The 14,544-nt window shown below is 69.4% G+C and carries 13 protein-coding genes and 1 other RNA gene; 4 read left to right on the forward strand and 10 right to left on the reverse strand.

Annotated features, from left to right (window positions below):
* Positions 1-23 precede the first annotated feature (23 nt).
* From ACFWZU_RS02670 to ACFWZU_RS02695, 6 genes are all read right to left on the reverse strand, one after another.
* A complete protein-coding gene (locus ACFWZU_RS02670; RefSeq protein ID WP_439699866.1) occupies positions 24-965 on the reverse strand; it encodes a phosphatidate cytidylyltransferase in 942 nt (313 codons plus the stop codon).
* Entirely contained in the window at positions 962-1,561 is a 600-nt protein-coding gene (locus tag ACFWZU_RS02675) for a lysophospholipid acyltransferase family protein (RefSeq protein WP_439699867.1), read from the reverse strand. The genes ACFWZU_RS02670 and ACFWZU_RS02675 overlap by 4 nt, the downstream gene beginning before the upstream one ends.
* Complete coding sequence (locus tag ACFWZU_RS02680; protein WP_439699868.1) at positions 1,558-2,178, reverse strand: CDP-alcohol phosphatidyltransferase family protein; 621 nt, start codon at positions 2,176-2,178, stop codon at positions 1,558-1,560. Before ACFWZU_RS02680 ends, ACFWZU_RS02675 begins: the two co-directional genes overlap by 4 nt.
* A gap of 61 nt (positions 2,179-2,239) precedes the next feature.
* Positions 2,240-3,343, reverse strand: a complete 1,104-nt coding sequence (locus ACFWZU_RS02685) for a PepSY-associated TM helix domain-containing protein (RefSeq protein WP_439699869.1) — start codon at positions 3,341-3,343, stop codon at positions 2,240-2,242.
* Positions 3,343-5,463 carry a TonB-dependent receptor gene (locus ACFWZU_RS02690; protein WP_439699870.1) on the reverse strand — a complete coding sequence of 707 codons (2,121 nt, stop codon included), beginning with the start codon at positions 5,461-5,463 and terminating at the stop codon, positions 3,343-3,345. Before ACFWZU_RS02690 ends, ACFWZU_RS02685 begins: the two co-directional genes overlap by 1 nt.
* A 109-nt stretch (positions 5,464-5,572) precedes the next feature.
* Positions 5,573-6,841 (reverse strand): nucleoside permease, encoded by a 1,269-nt coding sequence (locus ACFWZU_RS02695; protein WP_439699871.1) that lies wholly within the window; start codon positions 6,839-6,841, stop codon positions 5,573-5,575.
* A gap of 200 nt (positions 6,842-7,041) precedes the next feature.
* On the opposite strand from ACFWZU_RS02695, the gene rhtC reads away from it, so the two are divergent.
* Positions 7,042-7,665 carry a threonine export protein RhtC gene (gene rhtC, locus ACFWZU_RS02700; RefSeq protein WP_439699872.1) on the forward strand — a complete coding sequence of 208 codons (624 nt, stop codon included), beginning with the start codon at positions 7,042-7,044 and terminating at the stop codon, positions 7,663-7,665.
* Positions 7,666-7,733: 68 nt separating this feature from the next.
* Here rhtC and ACFWZU_RS02705 read toward each other — a convergent pair whose 3' ends face one another.
* The 4 genes from ACFWZU_RS02705 to ACFWZU_RS02720 all read right to left on the reverse strand — a co-directional run bounded on the left by ACFWZU_RS02705 (position 7,734) and on the right by ACFWZU_RS02720 (position 12,227).
* Positions 7,734-8,324 (reverse strand): uracil-DNA glycosylase family protein, encoded by a 591-nt coding sequence (locus ACFWZU_RS02705; protein ID WP_439699873.1) that lies wholly within the window; start codon positions 8,322-8,324, stop codon positions 7,734-7,736.
* 68 nt (positions 8,325-8,392) lie between these two features.
* Positions 8,393-9,763, reverse strand: a complete 1,371-nt coding sequence (locus tag ACFWZU_RS02710; protein ID WP_439699874.1) for an FAD-binding oxidoreductase — start codon at positions 9,761-9,763, stop codon at positions 8,393-8,395.
* 149 nt (positions 9,764-9,912) lie between these two features.
* Complete coding sequence (locus tag ACFWZU_RS02715) at positions 9,913-10,269, reverse strand: YraN family protein (RefSeq protein ID WP_439699875.1); 357 nt, start codon at positions 10,267-10,269, stop codon at positions 9,913-9,915.
* Entirely contained in the window at positions 10,269-12,227 is a 1,959-nt protein-coding gene (locus tag ACFWZU_RS02720; protein WP_439699876.1) for a penicillin-binding protein activator, read from the reverse strand. The genes ACFWZU_RS02715 and ACFWZU_RS02720 overlap by 1 nt, the downstream gene beginning before the upstream one ends.
* Before the next feature lie 87 nt (positions 12,228-12,314).
* On the opposite strand from ACFWZU_RS02720, the gene rsmI reads away from it, so the two are divergent.
* The 3 genes from rsmI to mraZ all read left to right on the forward strand — a co-directional run bounded on the left by rsmI (position 12,315) and on the right by mraZ (position 14,505).
* Complete coding sequence (rsmI, locus tag ACFWZU_RS02725) at positions 12,315-13,142, forward strand: 16S rRNA (cytidine(1402)-2'-O)-methyltransferase (RefSeq protein WP_439699877.1); 828 nt, start codon at positions 12,315-12,317, stop codon at positions 13,140-13,142.
* A 113-nt stretch (positions 13,143-13,255) separates the two neighbouring features.
* An RNA gene (gene rnpB / locus ACFWZU_RS02730) (RNase P RNA component class A) lies at positions 13,256-13,633 on the forward strand.
* 425 nt (positions 13,634-14,058) lie between these two features.
* Positions 14,059-14,505 carry a division/cell wall cluster transcriptional repressor MraZ gene (gene mraZ / locus ACFWZU_RS02735; RefSeq protein WP_342451877.1) on the forward strand — a complete coding sequence of 149 codons (447 nt, stop codon included), beginning with the start codon at positions 14,059-14,061 and terminating at the stop codon, positions 14,503-14,505.
* Positions 14,506-14,544 lie beyond the last annotated feature (39 nt).

Consider the following 14,544-nt stretch of genomic DNA (forward strand, 5'->3'; position numbering starts at 1 on the left):
CTGAAGCCCACCCTGCGCGGGCGTTACATCAACGCGTAGTGCACCACATGGAAGAACACCGGCGCGGCAAAGCTCACCGAGTCGAGCCGGTCGAGCATGCCGCCATGGCCTTCGATCATGTGGCCCCAGTCCTTCGCGCCCAGGCTGCGCTTGACTGCCGACAGCGCCAGTCCGCCGAGGAACCCGGCGATCACGATGATCAACGACATGCCGGCCGAACCCCAGAACGGGAAAGGCGTGATCCACCAGAGGCCCGCGCCCACCGCCACGGCGGACAGCCCGCCGCCGACCAGCCCCTCGACCGTCTTGGACGGGCTCACCGAGGGCGCCAGCTTGTGCCGTCCGAACAGCTTGCCGAACACGTACTGGAACACGTCGCTGATCTGCACCACCAGCAGCAGGTACAGGAGCAGCAGGAGGTTCTGTCCCTCGTAACCGGGCACGTGCAGCAGCAGGACCGCCGGCGCATAGCTGATGCAGTAGACGGTGAGCATCAGACCCCACTGGATCTTGGTGGTGCGCTCCAGGAACGATTCGGTATCGCCACCCAGCGCGGTGATCGCCGGCAGCAGCAGGAAGCCGTAGACCGGGATGCAGATCGCGAACAATCCATACCAGTCGATGCCGATCAGCCAGTACTGCAGCGGAATGGCGAGGTAGAAGCACAGCACCAGCGGCAGGTGGTCGCCGCGGCGCGTCGGGGTGAGCGTGAGGAACTCGCGCAGCGCGAAGAACGAGGCCAGCGCGAACAGCACCAGCGTGGTGATGCGCCCGAGCAGGAAGCACACGCACAGGATCGCCACCATCCACCACCAGGCGCCGATGCGTGCGTTCAGGTTGGCGATCACCTCGCGCGAGCCGTCGCTGCGCGCGCGCCGCGCCAGCGCCCAGCCGACCAGGCTCGCCACCACCAACAGCGCCAGCACGGCGCCCATCACGGTCCAGAACTTCTGTTGGGGATTCATGCCAGCTCCACCACCGCCGCGTGGGCGCGTTGCAGGAAGCTTTCCTTGTCCTCGCCCTCGGCCAGCCGCAGCGCGCGGCCGAAGCGCACCATGCAGGTCAGCGGCACCGGCAGCAGGCTGCCCTTGGGCATCGCGCGGTGGAGCGTGTCCAGGTAGACCGCTACCAGCTCGGCCTGAGGGTGGCGCTGGGCCAGGTGGTAGAGGCCGGCCTTGAACGGCTGCGGCAGGGGATCCGGGCTGCGCGTGCCTTCGGGGAAGATGATCAGCGAGTCGCCCGCGGCCAGGGCGGCGCACAGGGGTTCGAGGGGGTCGCCTTCGCGGCGCTCGCGGTCACGCTCGATATAGACGGCGCTGAAGCCGTGTTCGGCGATGAAGCCGCGCAGCCCGCCCTTGCCCCAGTAGTCGCGGGCGGCCACCGGGCGCGTGCGCTGGCGCAGCCGCGGCGGCAACGCGGCCCACAGCGCCAGCGCGTCCAGGTGGCTGCTGTGGTTGGCGAAGTAGATGCGTTGCACGGCCTTCGGCTCGCAGCCGAGCCAGCGGCCGTGTGCGCCGACCAGCAGGCGCACGAGGCCGACCAGGATGCGCGAGGTGATCATGCGTCGGCGCCCCTCAGTCGCGCGGCGATCGCGCGGGTGCGCGTCATGCAGGTGAGCGCCGAACCGGCGGCGATGACCGCCGCGGTCGCCAGCAGGATCGGCTGGCGCCACGTCGGCAGCAGCGCCGCGAGCACCAGCGCGAGGCCAAGCAGCCACATGCGGTGCGGCTTGGCCATCGGTCCGCGGAAGTCCTGGACCTGGCCGAGCGACCCGCCAAGCGCCCGGATGTAGGCGGTAAGCGCTGCCAGCAGGGCGGCCAACCAACCGAGCCACGGCACGGCGGCCGCGTAGCCCAGCGCGACCAGGAACAGCGAGTCGGCCAGCCGATCCGGCACCTCGTTGAAAAGCGGCCCGGTGACGGAGCCCTTGCCGCCTTCGACGGCGACCATGCCGTCGAACAGGTTGCACAGCAGCCGCAGCAGGATGGCCAACGCGCACAGCAGCGCACCGACCGCGCCGGGCAGGGCGAGCAGCGCCCAGGCGCCGGCCAGCGCGAACAGCACGCTGAGGACGGAGATCTGGTTGGGTGTCAGCCGGCTGCGCGCCAGCGCCGTGGCGATGCGTTGCGCCCAGCCGCTGCCGCGCACGGCAATCGGGCGTCGATTGGCGTCCTGCATGGCGTGTCCCCCGTGGCCAGCACGCATGCTAGCGCGGCTGTGGGGGCGCGGCTTGTCGGCCTCAGCCGCGGCGCTTCGTGCGCGCCTGCCAGAACAGGAAGCCGGTGACCAGGAAGAACGGCGGCAGCAGGCCGGAGACGATCACCAGCGCGTGCCAGAGCGGCCCGGTGGTGCCGGCGTGCAGCGGGTAGATCGCGTTGTTCACCTGCACGCCGGTGTCCGCGCGGGTGGCATCCGCTACGCCCAGCACGCGTGCCTGGTAGGGATCGATCCACAGCGTGCTGCGGCCGGTGGGATTCCATTCGCCCGGCAGGCGTACGCGGAGGGTCACGCGGCCGTCGCGTTCGCTCGGAAAGGAAAGCCGGCCCAGCACCGCGCCCGGCAGTGCCTGCCTGGCGGCAGCCAGCACGGCGGCCCAGTCGATCGGGTCCTGGCGCAAAGCGAGGGTTGCCGGTGATGCCGGTTCCGGCGTGTCGCCGAACAATCCCTGCAACGCCGTGCGGGTGCCGCCGTGGTAGCACATCAGCGTGCCGGTGAGGGTCACCAGCAGCACCACCGGCAGGCTCAGCGCGCCGAAGCTGCGGTGCCAGCTCAGCCAGCGCCGCGCCGGCGGCTGCGCGTGGGGCTTCAGGTGGGTGAGGAAGCGGCCGCGCCCGGGCCACCACAGCACGACGCCCGAGATCAGCATGAACAGGCTGGACCAGCCGAGCACGCCGAGCCAGGTTTCGCCCGCGTGGCCAGCCAGCAGGTGGGTATGCCAGTCACGCAGGGCGAGCAGCGCGTCGCTGCCCGGCGTGCGGGTGAGCAGCAGCGCGCCGCTGGCCGGATCGAGGTAGCGACGCACGCCACCGTTGAAGTAGAGCTGCCATACGGGCAGTTCGGGGTCGGGCAGGTCGGCGCTGCGCAGGCCGTGCGGCGACCACTCGCGCGCGATGCGCTCCAGCACCACCGCTTCCTGTGCCTGCGTGGGCAGCGCGTGCGCAAACAGCGCCGGGTGCAGTGCGCGCAGCAGCGGTCCCTGCAAGGCCAGCACGCTGCCGCTCAGCGCGACCAGCGCATACACCGTGCCCAGGCTCAGGCCCGCCCACAGGTGCAGCTTGCGCAGCCAATGGCGCAGGCTGGACGTGGAGCGGGCCTGCACCGCCGGGTGGACGGCGTCGCGCATCAGAACACCTGCTGCCAGCTGAGCGAGACGGTGCGGCCGCGACCGGCGAAGTAGGAGTCGTCGTCGCCCACGGTCTGCGACACGTAGTTGATGTACTGCCTGTTGGCGAGGTTCTGCACGCCCAGCGTCCAGTCCCCCGCGGCGCCGGCGTGCCACTTCACGTAGGCGTCGGCGGTGACATAGCCGTCGAAGTGCGCGGTGCGCTCGCCCAGCGTGGCAAAGTCGCGGCTGGCCAGGCGCGAGAGCTGCAGGTAGCTCGACAGCGCGTCGCTCCAGCGCTGGGTCCACGAGAGGTTCAGGCGGTTCGGCGCGATGTTGGCGCCGTCCAGGTCCGAATCCACCTGGCCATCGCCGTCGCGATCGGAGCGGCCATGGTTGATCGCATAAGACGTGTCGATCCGCGTGCCCTCGCGCGGCGTCCAGCCGGCGCGCGCCTCCCAGCCGCTGATCTCGGTGCGCTGGCGGGTCACGTTGTAAACCTGGTTGGGCGCATCGAACACCAGCAGGGCGCCGAGCTGCGAGGTCGAGGTCCAGTAGCTCACGCGCGCATTGAAGGCGGCGCCCGCGTACTCGGCACCCACTTCGCGGTTGTCCGATACCACCGGCTTGAGGTCCAGGAAATCATTCACACGCTGGCCCGGCACGCTGATCGCGCGCAGCACGCGCCCGACGTCGGGCAGGGTGTAGCCCTCGGCGTAGCTGGCGAACAGGTTGAGCGCGTCGGTGAGGTACCAGACCGCGCCGATGTTGGGCAACGTTTTCTTGAAACTGCGCGAGCCGCCCCCGACGGTCGCGCCGCCGTAGGACGCCAGCGTGCGGAAGGTCGGCACGTCCAGCCGGCCGTGCTCCTGGCGCAGGCCCGCGTTGATCGACAGCGCCTGCAGCGGCCAGTACTCGGCCTGCAGGAACGGCGCCCAGCCGGTGTAGGTGCTTTCGGGCACCCAGTCGCGGCCGGTCTGCGCCAGCGACTGGTGGGTGCGGTCGCGGTAGCCGTCGGCACCGGCCAGCACACTCAGCGTGCCGTCGAGCAGGCCGCGGCGCGACCACGACAGCCGCGCGCCATCCTTCACCGACTCGTTCTGCGACTGGTCGAACACCAGCGGGCCGTAGGCCGGATCCTGAAAGGTGCCGAAGGTGCCGCCGCCGAAGAGCTCGCGGTTGCGCTGGTGATAGAGCTGCGCGCGCAGCTCGCCGTCGGCCAGGTGCGGGTCGCGGTAGTCCAGGCTGGTGGTGAGCACGCGGTTGCGCGGTGCCAGCCCCGGCTGCTTCTGGCGCACCGAGGTGGTCGGCATGCCGGCATCCATGTCGCCGGAGACGGCGATGTAGTCGCCGTTGCCTTCCAGGTCGAAGCGGTTGGCGGTCAACTGCAGGCGGCGCTCGCCGGCGAAGGTGTAGCCGAGCTTGACGAAGCCGTCCCAGCTCCTCGAATCCATCAGGTCGCCCTGGGTGCCGTCCACGCCGATCAGCCGGCCGCGCGCATCGGAGTACATGCCGCGCTTGCGCCAGGAGGCGCCGGCGACAAGGTCGAATGCGCCCGAACGCGCGCCGACCAGGTAGGCCGCGCCGTAGCCCAGCCCGTCGGCGCCCTGGGTCGGCGCGCTGGCGTCCAGCGTGACTTCCTGGCGCAAGCCGTTCTTGGCCGGCGCGTGCTTGGTGATGATGTTGATGATGCCGCCGGCGGCGCCCAAGCCCTGCAGCGAGTTGGAGCCTTCGACGATCTCGATGCGCTCGATCATCGCCGTGTCGATGGTGTAGCCGTCGCGCGAGCCGTTGCGCAGCGGGCTGGACTGCGGCACGCCATCGATCATGTACAGCGGGTTGCGCCCGCGCAGGGTCTGCCCGCGCACCGAGAGCTTCTGCGTCGAGGGCGCGAAGGAGGGCACCAGTGCGCCGATCGCGTCGCCCAGGTCTGGCGTGATGGCCAGCTGGTTGGCGAGGTCCTGATGGTCGATCACGGTGATCGTCATCGGCAGCGCGCCCTGGCTGCGCGGCAGGCGCAGGGTGCTCTCGGAGACCTCGACCCGCTCGAGATTGGTCGCCTGCTGTGCGTCCGCGGCGTGCAGTGGAGCGGCCAGGGCCAGGGTCAGGGCGAGCGCGAGCGGGCGTACGGACGACGACATGACAGCCTCCAGTGGGGAAGGCTGTGCATGCTAATGAAAATGATTCTCAACAACAAGCAAGAAGTTGCGGGCCATGTGCCTCCCCTGCGTGCAGGGTAAGGAGGGCGCGTCAGATCCCCGCTTGCTGTCCCAGGTTCGCCCGCGCCGCGTTCTCCGGAATGTGCTTGTGGCGGAACAGGATCACGAACAGCACCGCAACCACCAGCGCGTAGCCGGCGAAGCTGAGCCAGATGCCATGCCACTGCAGCGCACCGTCCGGCGCGGTGAAGAAATGCTCGATCACCTGGCCGCTGATGGAGCTGCCCAGCACCGCGCCCACGCCGTTGGTCATCAGCATGAACAGGCCCTGCGCGCTGGCGCGGATCTTCGGATCGGCCTGACCCTCGACGAACAAGGAGCCGGAAATGTTGAAAAAGTCGAACGCCATGCCGTAGACGATGTTCGACAGGATGATCATCCACAGCAGTTCGGCCGGGTTGCCGTAGGCGAACAAGCCGAAGCGCAGCACCCAGGCGACCATGCTGATCAGCATCACCGTCTTGATGCCGAAACGCTTGAGGAAGAACGGAATGGCCAGGATGAACAGCGTTTCGGACATCTGCGAGATCGACAGCACGATGTTCGGGTAACGCACCGTCAGCAGGCCCTTGTACGCGTCGACCTTGCCGAAGTCGTGCAGGAACGTGTCGCCGTAGGCGTTGGTCAGCTGCAGCGCGGCGCCCAGCGCCATCGCGAACAGGAAGAACACCGCCATCTTGTAGTTCTTGAACAGCGCGAACGAACGCAGGCCCAGCACGTCGATCAGCGAGGTGTGGCGGGTATCGCGCGGCGGACAGGCCGGCAGCGAGAACGAGTACAGGCCCAGCAGCACGGCCGCGATGGCCGCGATGCGGAACTGGTCGGGCGAGGTTTCGATATGCAGCAGGCTGATCGCCCACATCGCCACGATGAAGCCGACCGTGCCCCACACGCGGATCGGCGGGTACACCTTGACGATGTCCACGCCCTCGGTCTTGAGCGCGTTGTAGGCCACCGTGATCGAGAGCGCGATCGTCGGCATGTAGAAGCACATGTTGACCAGCATCACCCAGAACAGCGTGGCCGGATTGTCGATCGTCGGCACGATGAACAGCATCAGCGCGCCGCCCAGATGCAATACGCCGTACAGGCGTTCGGCGTTGATCCACTTGTCCGCGATGATGCCGGTGATCGCCGGCATGAACAGCGAGGCGATGCCCATGGTGGAAAAGATCGCGCCGAACTCGGCGCCGCCCCAGTGGCGGGTCTGGAACCAGTAGGCGCCGATGGTGGTGAGCCACGAACCCCACACGAAGAACTGCAGGAAGTTCATCACGATCAGACGCAGCTTGATGTTCATGGTGCAAAGTCCCGCATGTGCTTTTTCCCCTGCAAAAGCCGCGGGACGTGCGCCCTGGCTGCAAAGTCAGGCAGGTTAGAGAAAGGGATGCAGGCGGGCAAGGCGCGGCGCAGCGCGTCGTCCATGACCTGCGCAGCTTGCGGCTGCCGGTGGAAGGGTTGGCGGCATAAACTCCGGCGATCGCCCCGCGGATCCGGACCGTGCACCTCTTCCTCACCATCGCCATCGTCCACCTGGTCGCGCTGCTCAGCCCTGGCCCGGATTTCTTCTTCGTCTCGCAGACCGCGGTCAGCCGCTCGCGCAAGCAGGCGCTGTTCGGCGTGCTGGGCATCACCCTCGGGATCACGCTGTGGTCGGCGCTGGCGTTGCTCGGCCTGCAGCTGGTGCTGCACCGGTTGGCGTGGCTGCAGCAAGTGGTCGCCATCGCCGGCGGCCTGTACCTGACGTGGATGGGGCTGCGCATGCTGCGCGGGGCGTTCGCGCATGCGCCGGCGACGCATGGCGAGGCGAGGGCCACGCCGGGCGGGGAGCTGGCCACGCTGCGCGCGGGGCTGCTGACCAACCTGGCGAACCCCAAGGTCGTGGTCTATTTCGGCAGCGTGTTCTCCGCCTTTCTGGGCGACCGGGTGGATGCGGCCACGCGCTGGGGCCTGTGGGGGCTGATCATCACCGAGACGTTCATCTGGTTCGCGCTGGTGGCAGCGTTCTTTGCCTTGCCGGCGATGCGCCGCGGTTACCTGCGGCTGGCGCGGTGGATCGACGGCCTCGCCGGCGCGGTGTTCATCACCTTTGGCCTGCACCTCATCCTCGCCCGCCGCGGCTGATTTGCAGGGGTGCAGGGTGGGCTTCAGCCCGCCGCTCCGATCGGGCGCCTGGTGAGCTGAAGCCCACCCTACGAGTGCAATGCGCGGGTGACGCGTTCGCGCAATACCGGCAGCAGTTCCTCCGCGAACCACGGGTTGCGCCGGGTCCAGATCTGGTTGCGCGGGCTCGGATGCGGCAGCGGAAGCACGCCGCGGGCCAGGTGCGTGCGCCAGTCGCGCACGGTGTCGGTGAGGTTCGCACACGCCTGCGCGCCGAGCAGGCCGACCTGGGCGTAGCGACCGATCGCCAGGGTCAGGTCCACCTTCTTCAGCAGCGGCAGCAGCCGCGGATGCCAGGCCGGCGCGCACTCGCGCCGCGGTGGCAGGTCAGCCCCGCGCGCGCTGCCGGGGAAGCAGAATCCCATCGGCACGATCGCCACGCGGCGGGCGTCGTAGAAGGTGGGTTTGTCGATGCCGAGCCAGTCACGCAGGCGCTCGCCGCTCAGGTCGTCGAACGGCACGCCGCTCGCGTGCACCTTGCGGCCGGGGGCCTGGCTGACGATCAACAGTCGTGCGGTGGCCGAGGCCTGCAGCACCGGGCGCACGCCATGCGCCAGTTCGGCGGCGCAGAGCTGGCAGGCGCGGATTTCGGCAAGAAGACGATCGAGGGCGGAAGGCATCGGAAAAGGGTGGCACAGCTTGCCGGCCACCGATGCTCTTCGTGGCATCGGGCAACGGCTTGCGGGGATCAGGCGGGCAGGAGTTTCCCCGGGTTGAGAATGCCGTCGGGATCGAACACGCGCTTGAGCTCGCCCATCAGGTGGAGCGTCGTCGGCTGCAATGCAAGTGGCATGAACTCGCGCTTGATCCGGCCGATGCCGTGTTCGCCGGACAGTGTCCCTTCGAGTTCGATGACCAGCGCGAAGATGTCGGCCAGGCAGGCGTGCGCGCGCTCGCGCTCGGCGGCATCGCGCGGCAGCAGGTTGACGTGGAGGTTGCCGTTGCCGGCGTGGCCGAAACTGACGACGAGTACGTCGTGGCTGGCGGCAAGCCGCTGGATGCCCTGGACCAACTCGGGCAGGCGGCTGACCGGAACGACCACGTCCTCGTTGATCTTGTCCGGCGCGATCGTGCGCTGGGCGGGCGAAAGCGCCTTGCGCGCGGCCCAGAGCTTCTGGGCTTCCTCGATGGTAGCGGCCGTGTGGAGGGACTCCATGCCGTCGCCGCGCGCGGCAGCAGAAACCGCGGCCACGGCGGCTTCAAGCGTGCCCGGTTCGCCATCGACCTCGATCATCAGCAGCGCGCCGGCCAGCGGCACCTCGTCGCCGGCATGCGCGTGGGCGAGCTTCAACGCGGTCTCGTCGATGAACTCGAGTGCGCAGGGCGTTATGGGCTGCCCCATGATGCGCGCCACCGCCTGCGCGGCGCTGCCGACGTCGCGGTAGGTCGCGCGCAACGTACGGAGGGTGGAGGGGCGGGGCGTGAGCCTGAGCGTCGCTTCGGTGACCAGCGCCAGCGTGCCTTCCGAGCCGATCAGCAACCGGGTCAGGTCATAGCCGGTGGCGCCCTTGGTGGTCCAGGTGCCGCAGCGGAAGCCTTCGCCCGTGCCGGCGACCGCGCGCAGGCCCAGCGTGTTCTCGCGTGGCGTGCCGTACTTGACCGCGCGCGGGCCGGCGGCGTTGCAGGCGAGGTTGCCGCCGATGCTGCACCAGGGCGAGGAACTCGGGTCCGGTGGCCAGAACAGGCCGTGCGGCGCCAGCGCGCGCTGCAGGTCGGCGTTGATCACGCCCGGCTCGACCACCGCCAGCCGGTTGGCCGGATCGATGCGCAGGATGCGGTTCATGCGCTCGAAGCTGGCGACCACGCCGCCTTCCACCGGCACCGTGGCACCGGTGGTGTTGCTGCCGCGCCCGCGCGCGGTGAGCGGGACGCGGTGGTCGCGGCAGGCGCGTACCAGCGCCTCGACCTGCGCGTGTTCGGTGGGAAACACCACCGCGTCGGGTGGGGCGTTGAGGCGCGAGTTGTCGTACGCGTAGGCCAGGCGATCGGCCGGTCCGGTGCGCAGGGCGTCGCCGAAGATCGAGTGCAGCGTGCGAAGCAGCGTGTCGGGTAACGGCATGGGCTTGGTACCAATGAAGGAGTCGCAAGGAAGGGCCCACATCTATCAAAGCAGCGCAACGATACGCAGGCGACGAGCGGCGTTTCGCGCGAGTTCTGGCGCCTCACCCCGGTGCCCGTCCCGTCAGGCGGATGCAGTCAAGCTCGCCGTCACTCCGCCTCGAAGGCGCCCTTGAGCCAGTGCATCGTGGCGTCTCCGACGGGGCCGTCGTAACTGACCACGTCGAAGCGACACGGCCGGTTGGCATGCTGGGCATGTGCCGCCAGCCAGAGCTGCGCGGTGCGGATCAGCTTCTCCTGCTTCGACCGCGTGACCGAGGCTGCGGCGTCGCCATGGCCGGCGCGCACGCGATAGCGCACTTCCACGAAGACCACCGTGTCACCGTCGCGCATCACCAGGTCGAGCTCGCCGTGGCGCGTGTTGTAGTTGCGCGCCAGCGGCTTCAGGCCCGCGCGCTCCAGCTCGCGGCAGGCGCGCTGTTCGAAGGCGTCGCCCGCGGCGCGCATCAGTGGCCGGCGGGCGGAAGCGTGGTCGAGGCGGCCGGCGGTACCCCGGTCGACGTGGCGGGAATCGGCGTGCTGGTGCCTTCGTTGATGGGCGGGGCGGCAGAGGGCACGTCGTCAAGCTGCAGGCTGCCGGTCAGCGGACGGGCGAGGCCATCCTGGAAGCGCGCCCAGATCAGCACGCGGCGGATGCGACCGAACTGGTCGGCGGCGAGCTGGCCGCTCGCGCCGGGCAGGTAGCTGCCCGGGTGGTCGCGCAGCCAGTCGAGGTAGGGCACCAGGTTCCACGCGTCCATGCCGAAGGCGAACAGCCGCGCCGAGGTGCCGCGTGCGGCGGGCAACCTGGCGGCGATCGCGTCATGGCTGGGCAGGCCCGGCTGGGCGTCGAACAGCCAGGGCGCGTCCGAGAACTCCACCCCGTCCAGATCGCGGTTGGCGGCCGCATCGTCCACGCCCGCGTAGATATGCGAGGTGGCGAACACGGGCAGGCCGAAGTGGGCGACGTGCAACTGCGGCAGCAGCAGGCGCGCCTGCTCCGGCCGCATGCTGATGAAGATGCCGGTGTCGCCGGTCGGTACCGGCGCGGGCAGGGCCTCCGCGCTGCCGGCGACGGCAGGCGCCGAGGCGGCCTCGGCCGGTTCGGTCCCGGCCAGCGGCGTGGCGGTGGTGGGCATGTTCAGGCCGGCAATCGCGTTGGCGTAGTTGACCTTGCCTGGCGGCAGCGTGGCCATGCCGGCGACGTGGCCGCCGCGGGCCTCGAATTCTGCCTTGAAGGCGCCGGCGGCGCGCTGGGCGAAGTCGTCGTCGGACACGACCACATAGGCGCCGTGGATGCCACGCTCGACCATGTGGTCGGCGGCCTGCGCCCCCTCGGTTTCCGGCAGCAGGCCGAACTCGGTGGCGCCCGCGGCGGGCAGGCTCCTGTCGTCCGGGTGGTTGAGCGCGAGCAACGGTACCGGCAGCTGCGCCTGGCCGAATACCGCGGCGACCTCGGTGCGCGTGAGCGGGCCGACGATCAACTGGGCGCCGTCTCTGGCAGCCTGTTGATAAGCCTTGATCGCGCTGTCGGCCGTGCCGCCGCTGTCGTACACGCGCAGATTGGCGCGCGGCGCGTGGGTGCGCGCGGCATCGGCGTAGCCCGCGAAAAAGCCTTGCCGGATCGCGCCGCTGGCGCCGGCGAAGTTGCCGCCGAGCGGCAGCAGCAACGCGACGTTGGCGGGCATGCGATAGCCCTCGCGCACGTTGGCGTCGGCGCCCGGCAGCATGGTGCCGACCGGCTGGTCGAGGTCCGGCTGCGGCTGCGCCACCGGCACGCCGAGCTGGGTCAGCGCCTCGTTGATCCACGGCAGCATGCGGTCGCCTGCCTGCATGGCGGCGCCACGGCGCTTGAGCGGTTCGACCCCCAGGCGGCCGAGCAGGTCGAGGATCTGCTTGCGGTTCTGCGTGTGGTCGAGGCCTTCGAGCCGAGGATCCATCTGTACACGCGTGCGTGCGGCGCCCCACAGGTCGCCGCTGGCCTCCATGGCGCGCGCGCGCAGTTCCAGCAGGCGCAGTTCGAGCGTCGGCGGTACCGGCGCGGGCTGGGTGGTCAGCTGCAGCGCAGTGTGGGCGTCGTGGTGGGCGAGCGCCAGTTCCGCGCGAAGCAGGTCGTAGCGGGCGGCGTCCTCGCCCTCGAGGCGCGGGCGGCGGACCTGGTCGAGCAAGGGCGCGGCCTGCTCGAGCGCGCCTTCCTCGCGGTACACCTCTGCGGCCAGGATGTTGTAGTGGTCGGTGTCGCCGGTCTGCCGGCCCAGGTCGAGGTAGGCCTGGATGGCCTGGTCGAACTGCCCCTGGCTGGCGAGCTGTTCGGCGTGCTGCGCGGCAGCCAGTTCCTGCGGGGAGCGGGTCACCTTTGTCGGCACGCAAGCGCTCAAGACGAAGGCGATCAGCAGGCCAAGGCCGGCGGCGCGGAGCAGTCGCATGGAGTGTCCCTTGGTCGTGGTCGACATGGTGAGCGATCATAGCCGATCGTGCCGCGCGCCCTTTGCGCACTGCCTTTCGGAGTTTCCATGCCTACTGTCCAGCCCGGCAGCCTGTGGGTGGTCGCCACGCCGATCGGCAACCGCGACGACTTCTCGCTACGCGCGATCGCGACGCTGCGCGGCGCCGACGTGATCGCCGCGGAGGACACGCGCCACAGTCGCCCGTTGCTGGTTCATCACAACGTCGACGTGCCGCTGGTCGCGCTGCACGAACACAACGAGCGCGACGTGGTGGACGCACTGGTGCGGCGGATGCTGGACGGGCAGTCGGTGGCGCTGATCTCCGATGCCGGGACACCGCTGGTCAGCGACCCCGGGTTCCGGCTGGTACGCGCAGCGCGCGCAGCGGGTATCCGCTGCGTGCCGGTCCCCGGCGCCTGCGCGGCGATCGCGGCATTGTCGGTGGCCGGGCTGCCGAGCGATCGCTTCGTGTTCGAGGGATTCCTGCCGCCAAAAGCAGCCGCGCGGCGCAGCCGCTTGCAGGCGTTGGCGGGCGAGCCGCGCACGCTCATCTTCTACGAGTCCTCCCATCGGGTGGCCGAGAGCCTGGCGGACATGCGCGAGGTATTCGGCGGCGCGCGCGAGGCGGTGCTGGCGCGCGAGCTGACCAAGCTGTTCGAGACAGTGATCGGCGAGCCGCTCGACGACCTCGCCCCGCGCGTGGCGGGCGATCCGGACCAGCAGCGCGGCGAGTGCGTGATCCTGGTCGCCGGTCGCGGCGAGGAGGCGGACGCGCGGCTGGCCGAAGGGCAGCGGGTGTTCGCGCTGCTGCGCGAGGAACTGCCGCCGGCCAAGGCAGCCAAGCTGGCCGCGGCCATCACCGGCGCGCCGCGAAAGGCGCTCTATCAAATGTAGGAGCGCACCGGTGCGCGACCGCCATCTCCCATGAGACGTGGCGGTCGCGTACAGGTGCGCTCCTACAGGGGGCGTTTATCGCAAACCGCTCCCGGGCCATTACAATGGTCCGCGGAGTCGGCCGGACAGTCGCGTCGCACGCAAGTGCGTCGAGGAAAGTCCGGGCTCCACAGGGCAGGGTGCCAGGTAACGCCTGGGCAGCGCGAGCTGACGGCCAGTGCAACAGAGAGCAGACCGCCGATGGCCCTCCCACCTTCGGGTGGCGGGGGATCAGGTAAGGGTGAAAGGGTGCGGTAAGAGCGCACCGCGTGCGGGGTCAACGTCGCACGGCACGGTAAACCCCACCCGGAGCAAGACCGAATAGGGGAACGATAACGCGGCCCGCGTTGTTCCCGGGTAGGTCGCTGGAGCCAGGCGGCGACGCCTGGCCGAGAGGAATGACTGTCGCGCCGCAAGGCGTACAGAACCCGGCTTACAGGCCGGCTCCGCCTCTTGCGGCGGCGCGCTTCGGCGCGCTGCCAGGGAAGGGCCAGGGTGGCGCGGAAGTTGGCGCCACCCTGGCCCTTTTTCGTGCCTCGCCGTTGTAGGAGCGCGCCTGTGCGCGACCGCCATGCATGGCGCGCTGGGATGGCGGTCGCGCATGGGGTGTGCCCCGGCATGTGCGCCCGTGGGCTGAACAGGCAGTTCATGTGCACCCCTCGCCAAGGCCAAAACGCCCGTGACCTGCCTCACAACCGATTTGGAAAAATCCCCAGCTTTCAACCACCTTGCCGACCTTTCTCCGAAACGGCTGGAAATACGTCCACACTTCCGTCTTTCTCTTTGATTCGCAAGCAAAATTCCCTTGACGTCTCAAAAGGCGAGACGTATCGTGGGACCCTGTGTGAAATCGTGGGAATCAGTGGAGTCCACGCAGGTGTTCCAGGGCGAGACCGCCATCACCGTTGACGACAAGGGCCGACTGGCCATCCCGACTGCGTATCGGGAACTGGTCGCGGGCGAGTGCGCCAATCGTCTGGTGGTCACCTACAGCCCGTTCGAGATGGGCTGCCTGTGGATCTACCCCTACGCCGAGTGGGAAACGGTGCGCGACCAGGTCAACGCGTTGCCGATGGTCAAGGCGTCCCACCGCAATCTGCAGATGAAGCTGGTGGGTGCGGCGAGCGTGGTCGAGCCGGATGGCGCCTCGCGCATCCTGCTGCCGGCGAGCCAGCGCGGCGCCGCCGGCATCGAGAAGAAGGCGGTACTGCTGGGCATGGGCAACAAGTTCGAGCTTTGGAGCGAACAGGCCCACCTGGCCAAGATCCGCCAGACGCTCGGCGAAGACGACATCACTGACGACATGGCGGACCTGCGCCTTTGAGGCGCGGTGTTTCGGGCGGACTTTGGACGGGACGGGAGG

Origin of the sequence: Frateuria sp. GZRR33, assembly GCF_051900425.1 — a bacterium.
Classification (GTDB): domain Bacteria; phylum Pseudomonadota; class Gammaproteobacteria; order Xanthomonadales; family Rhodanobacteraceae; genus Frateuria_A.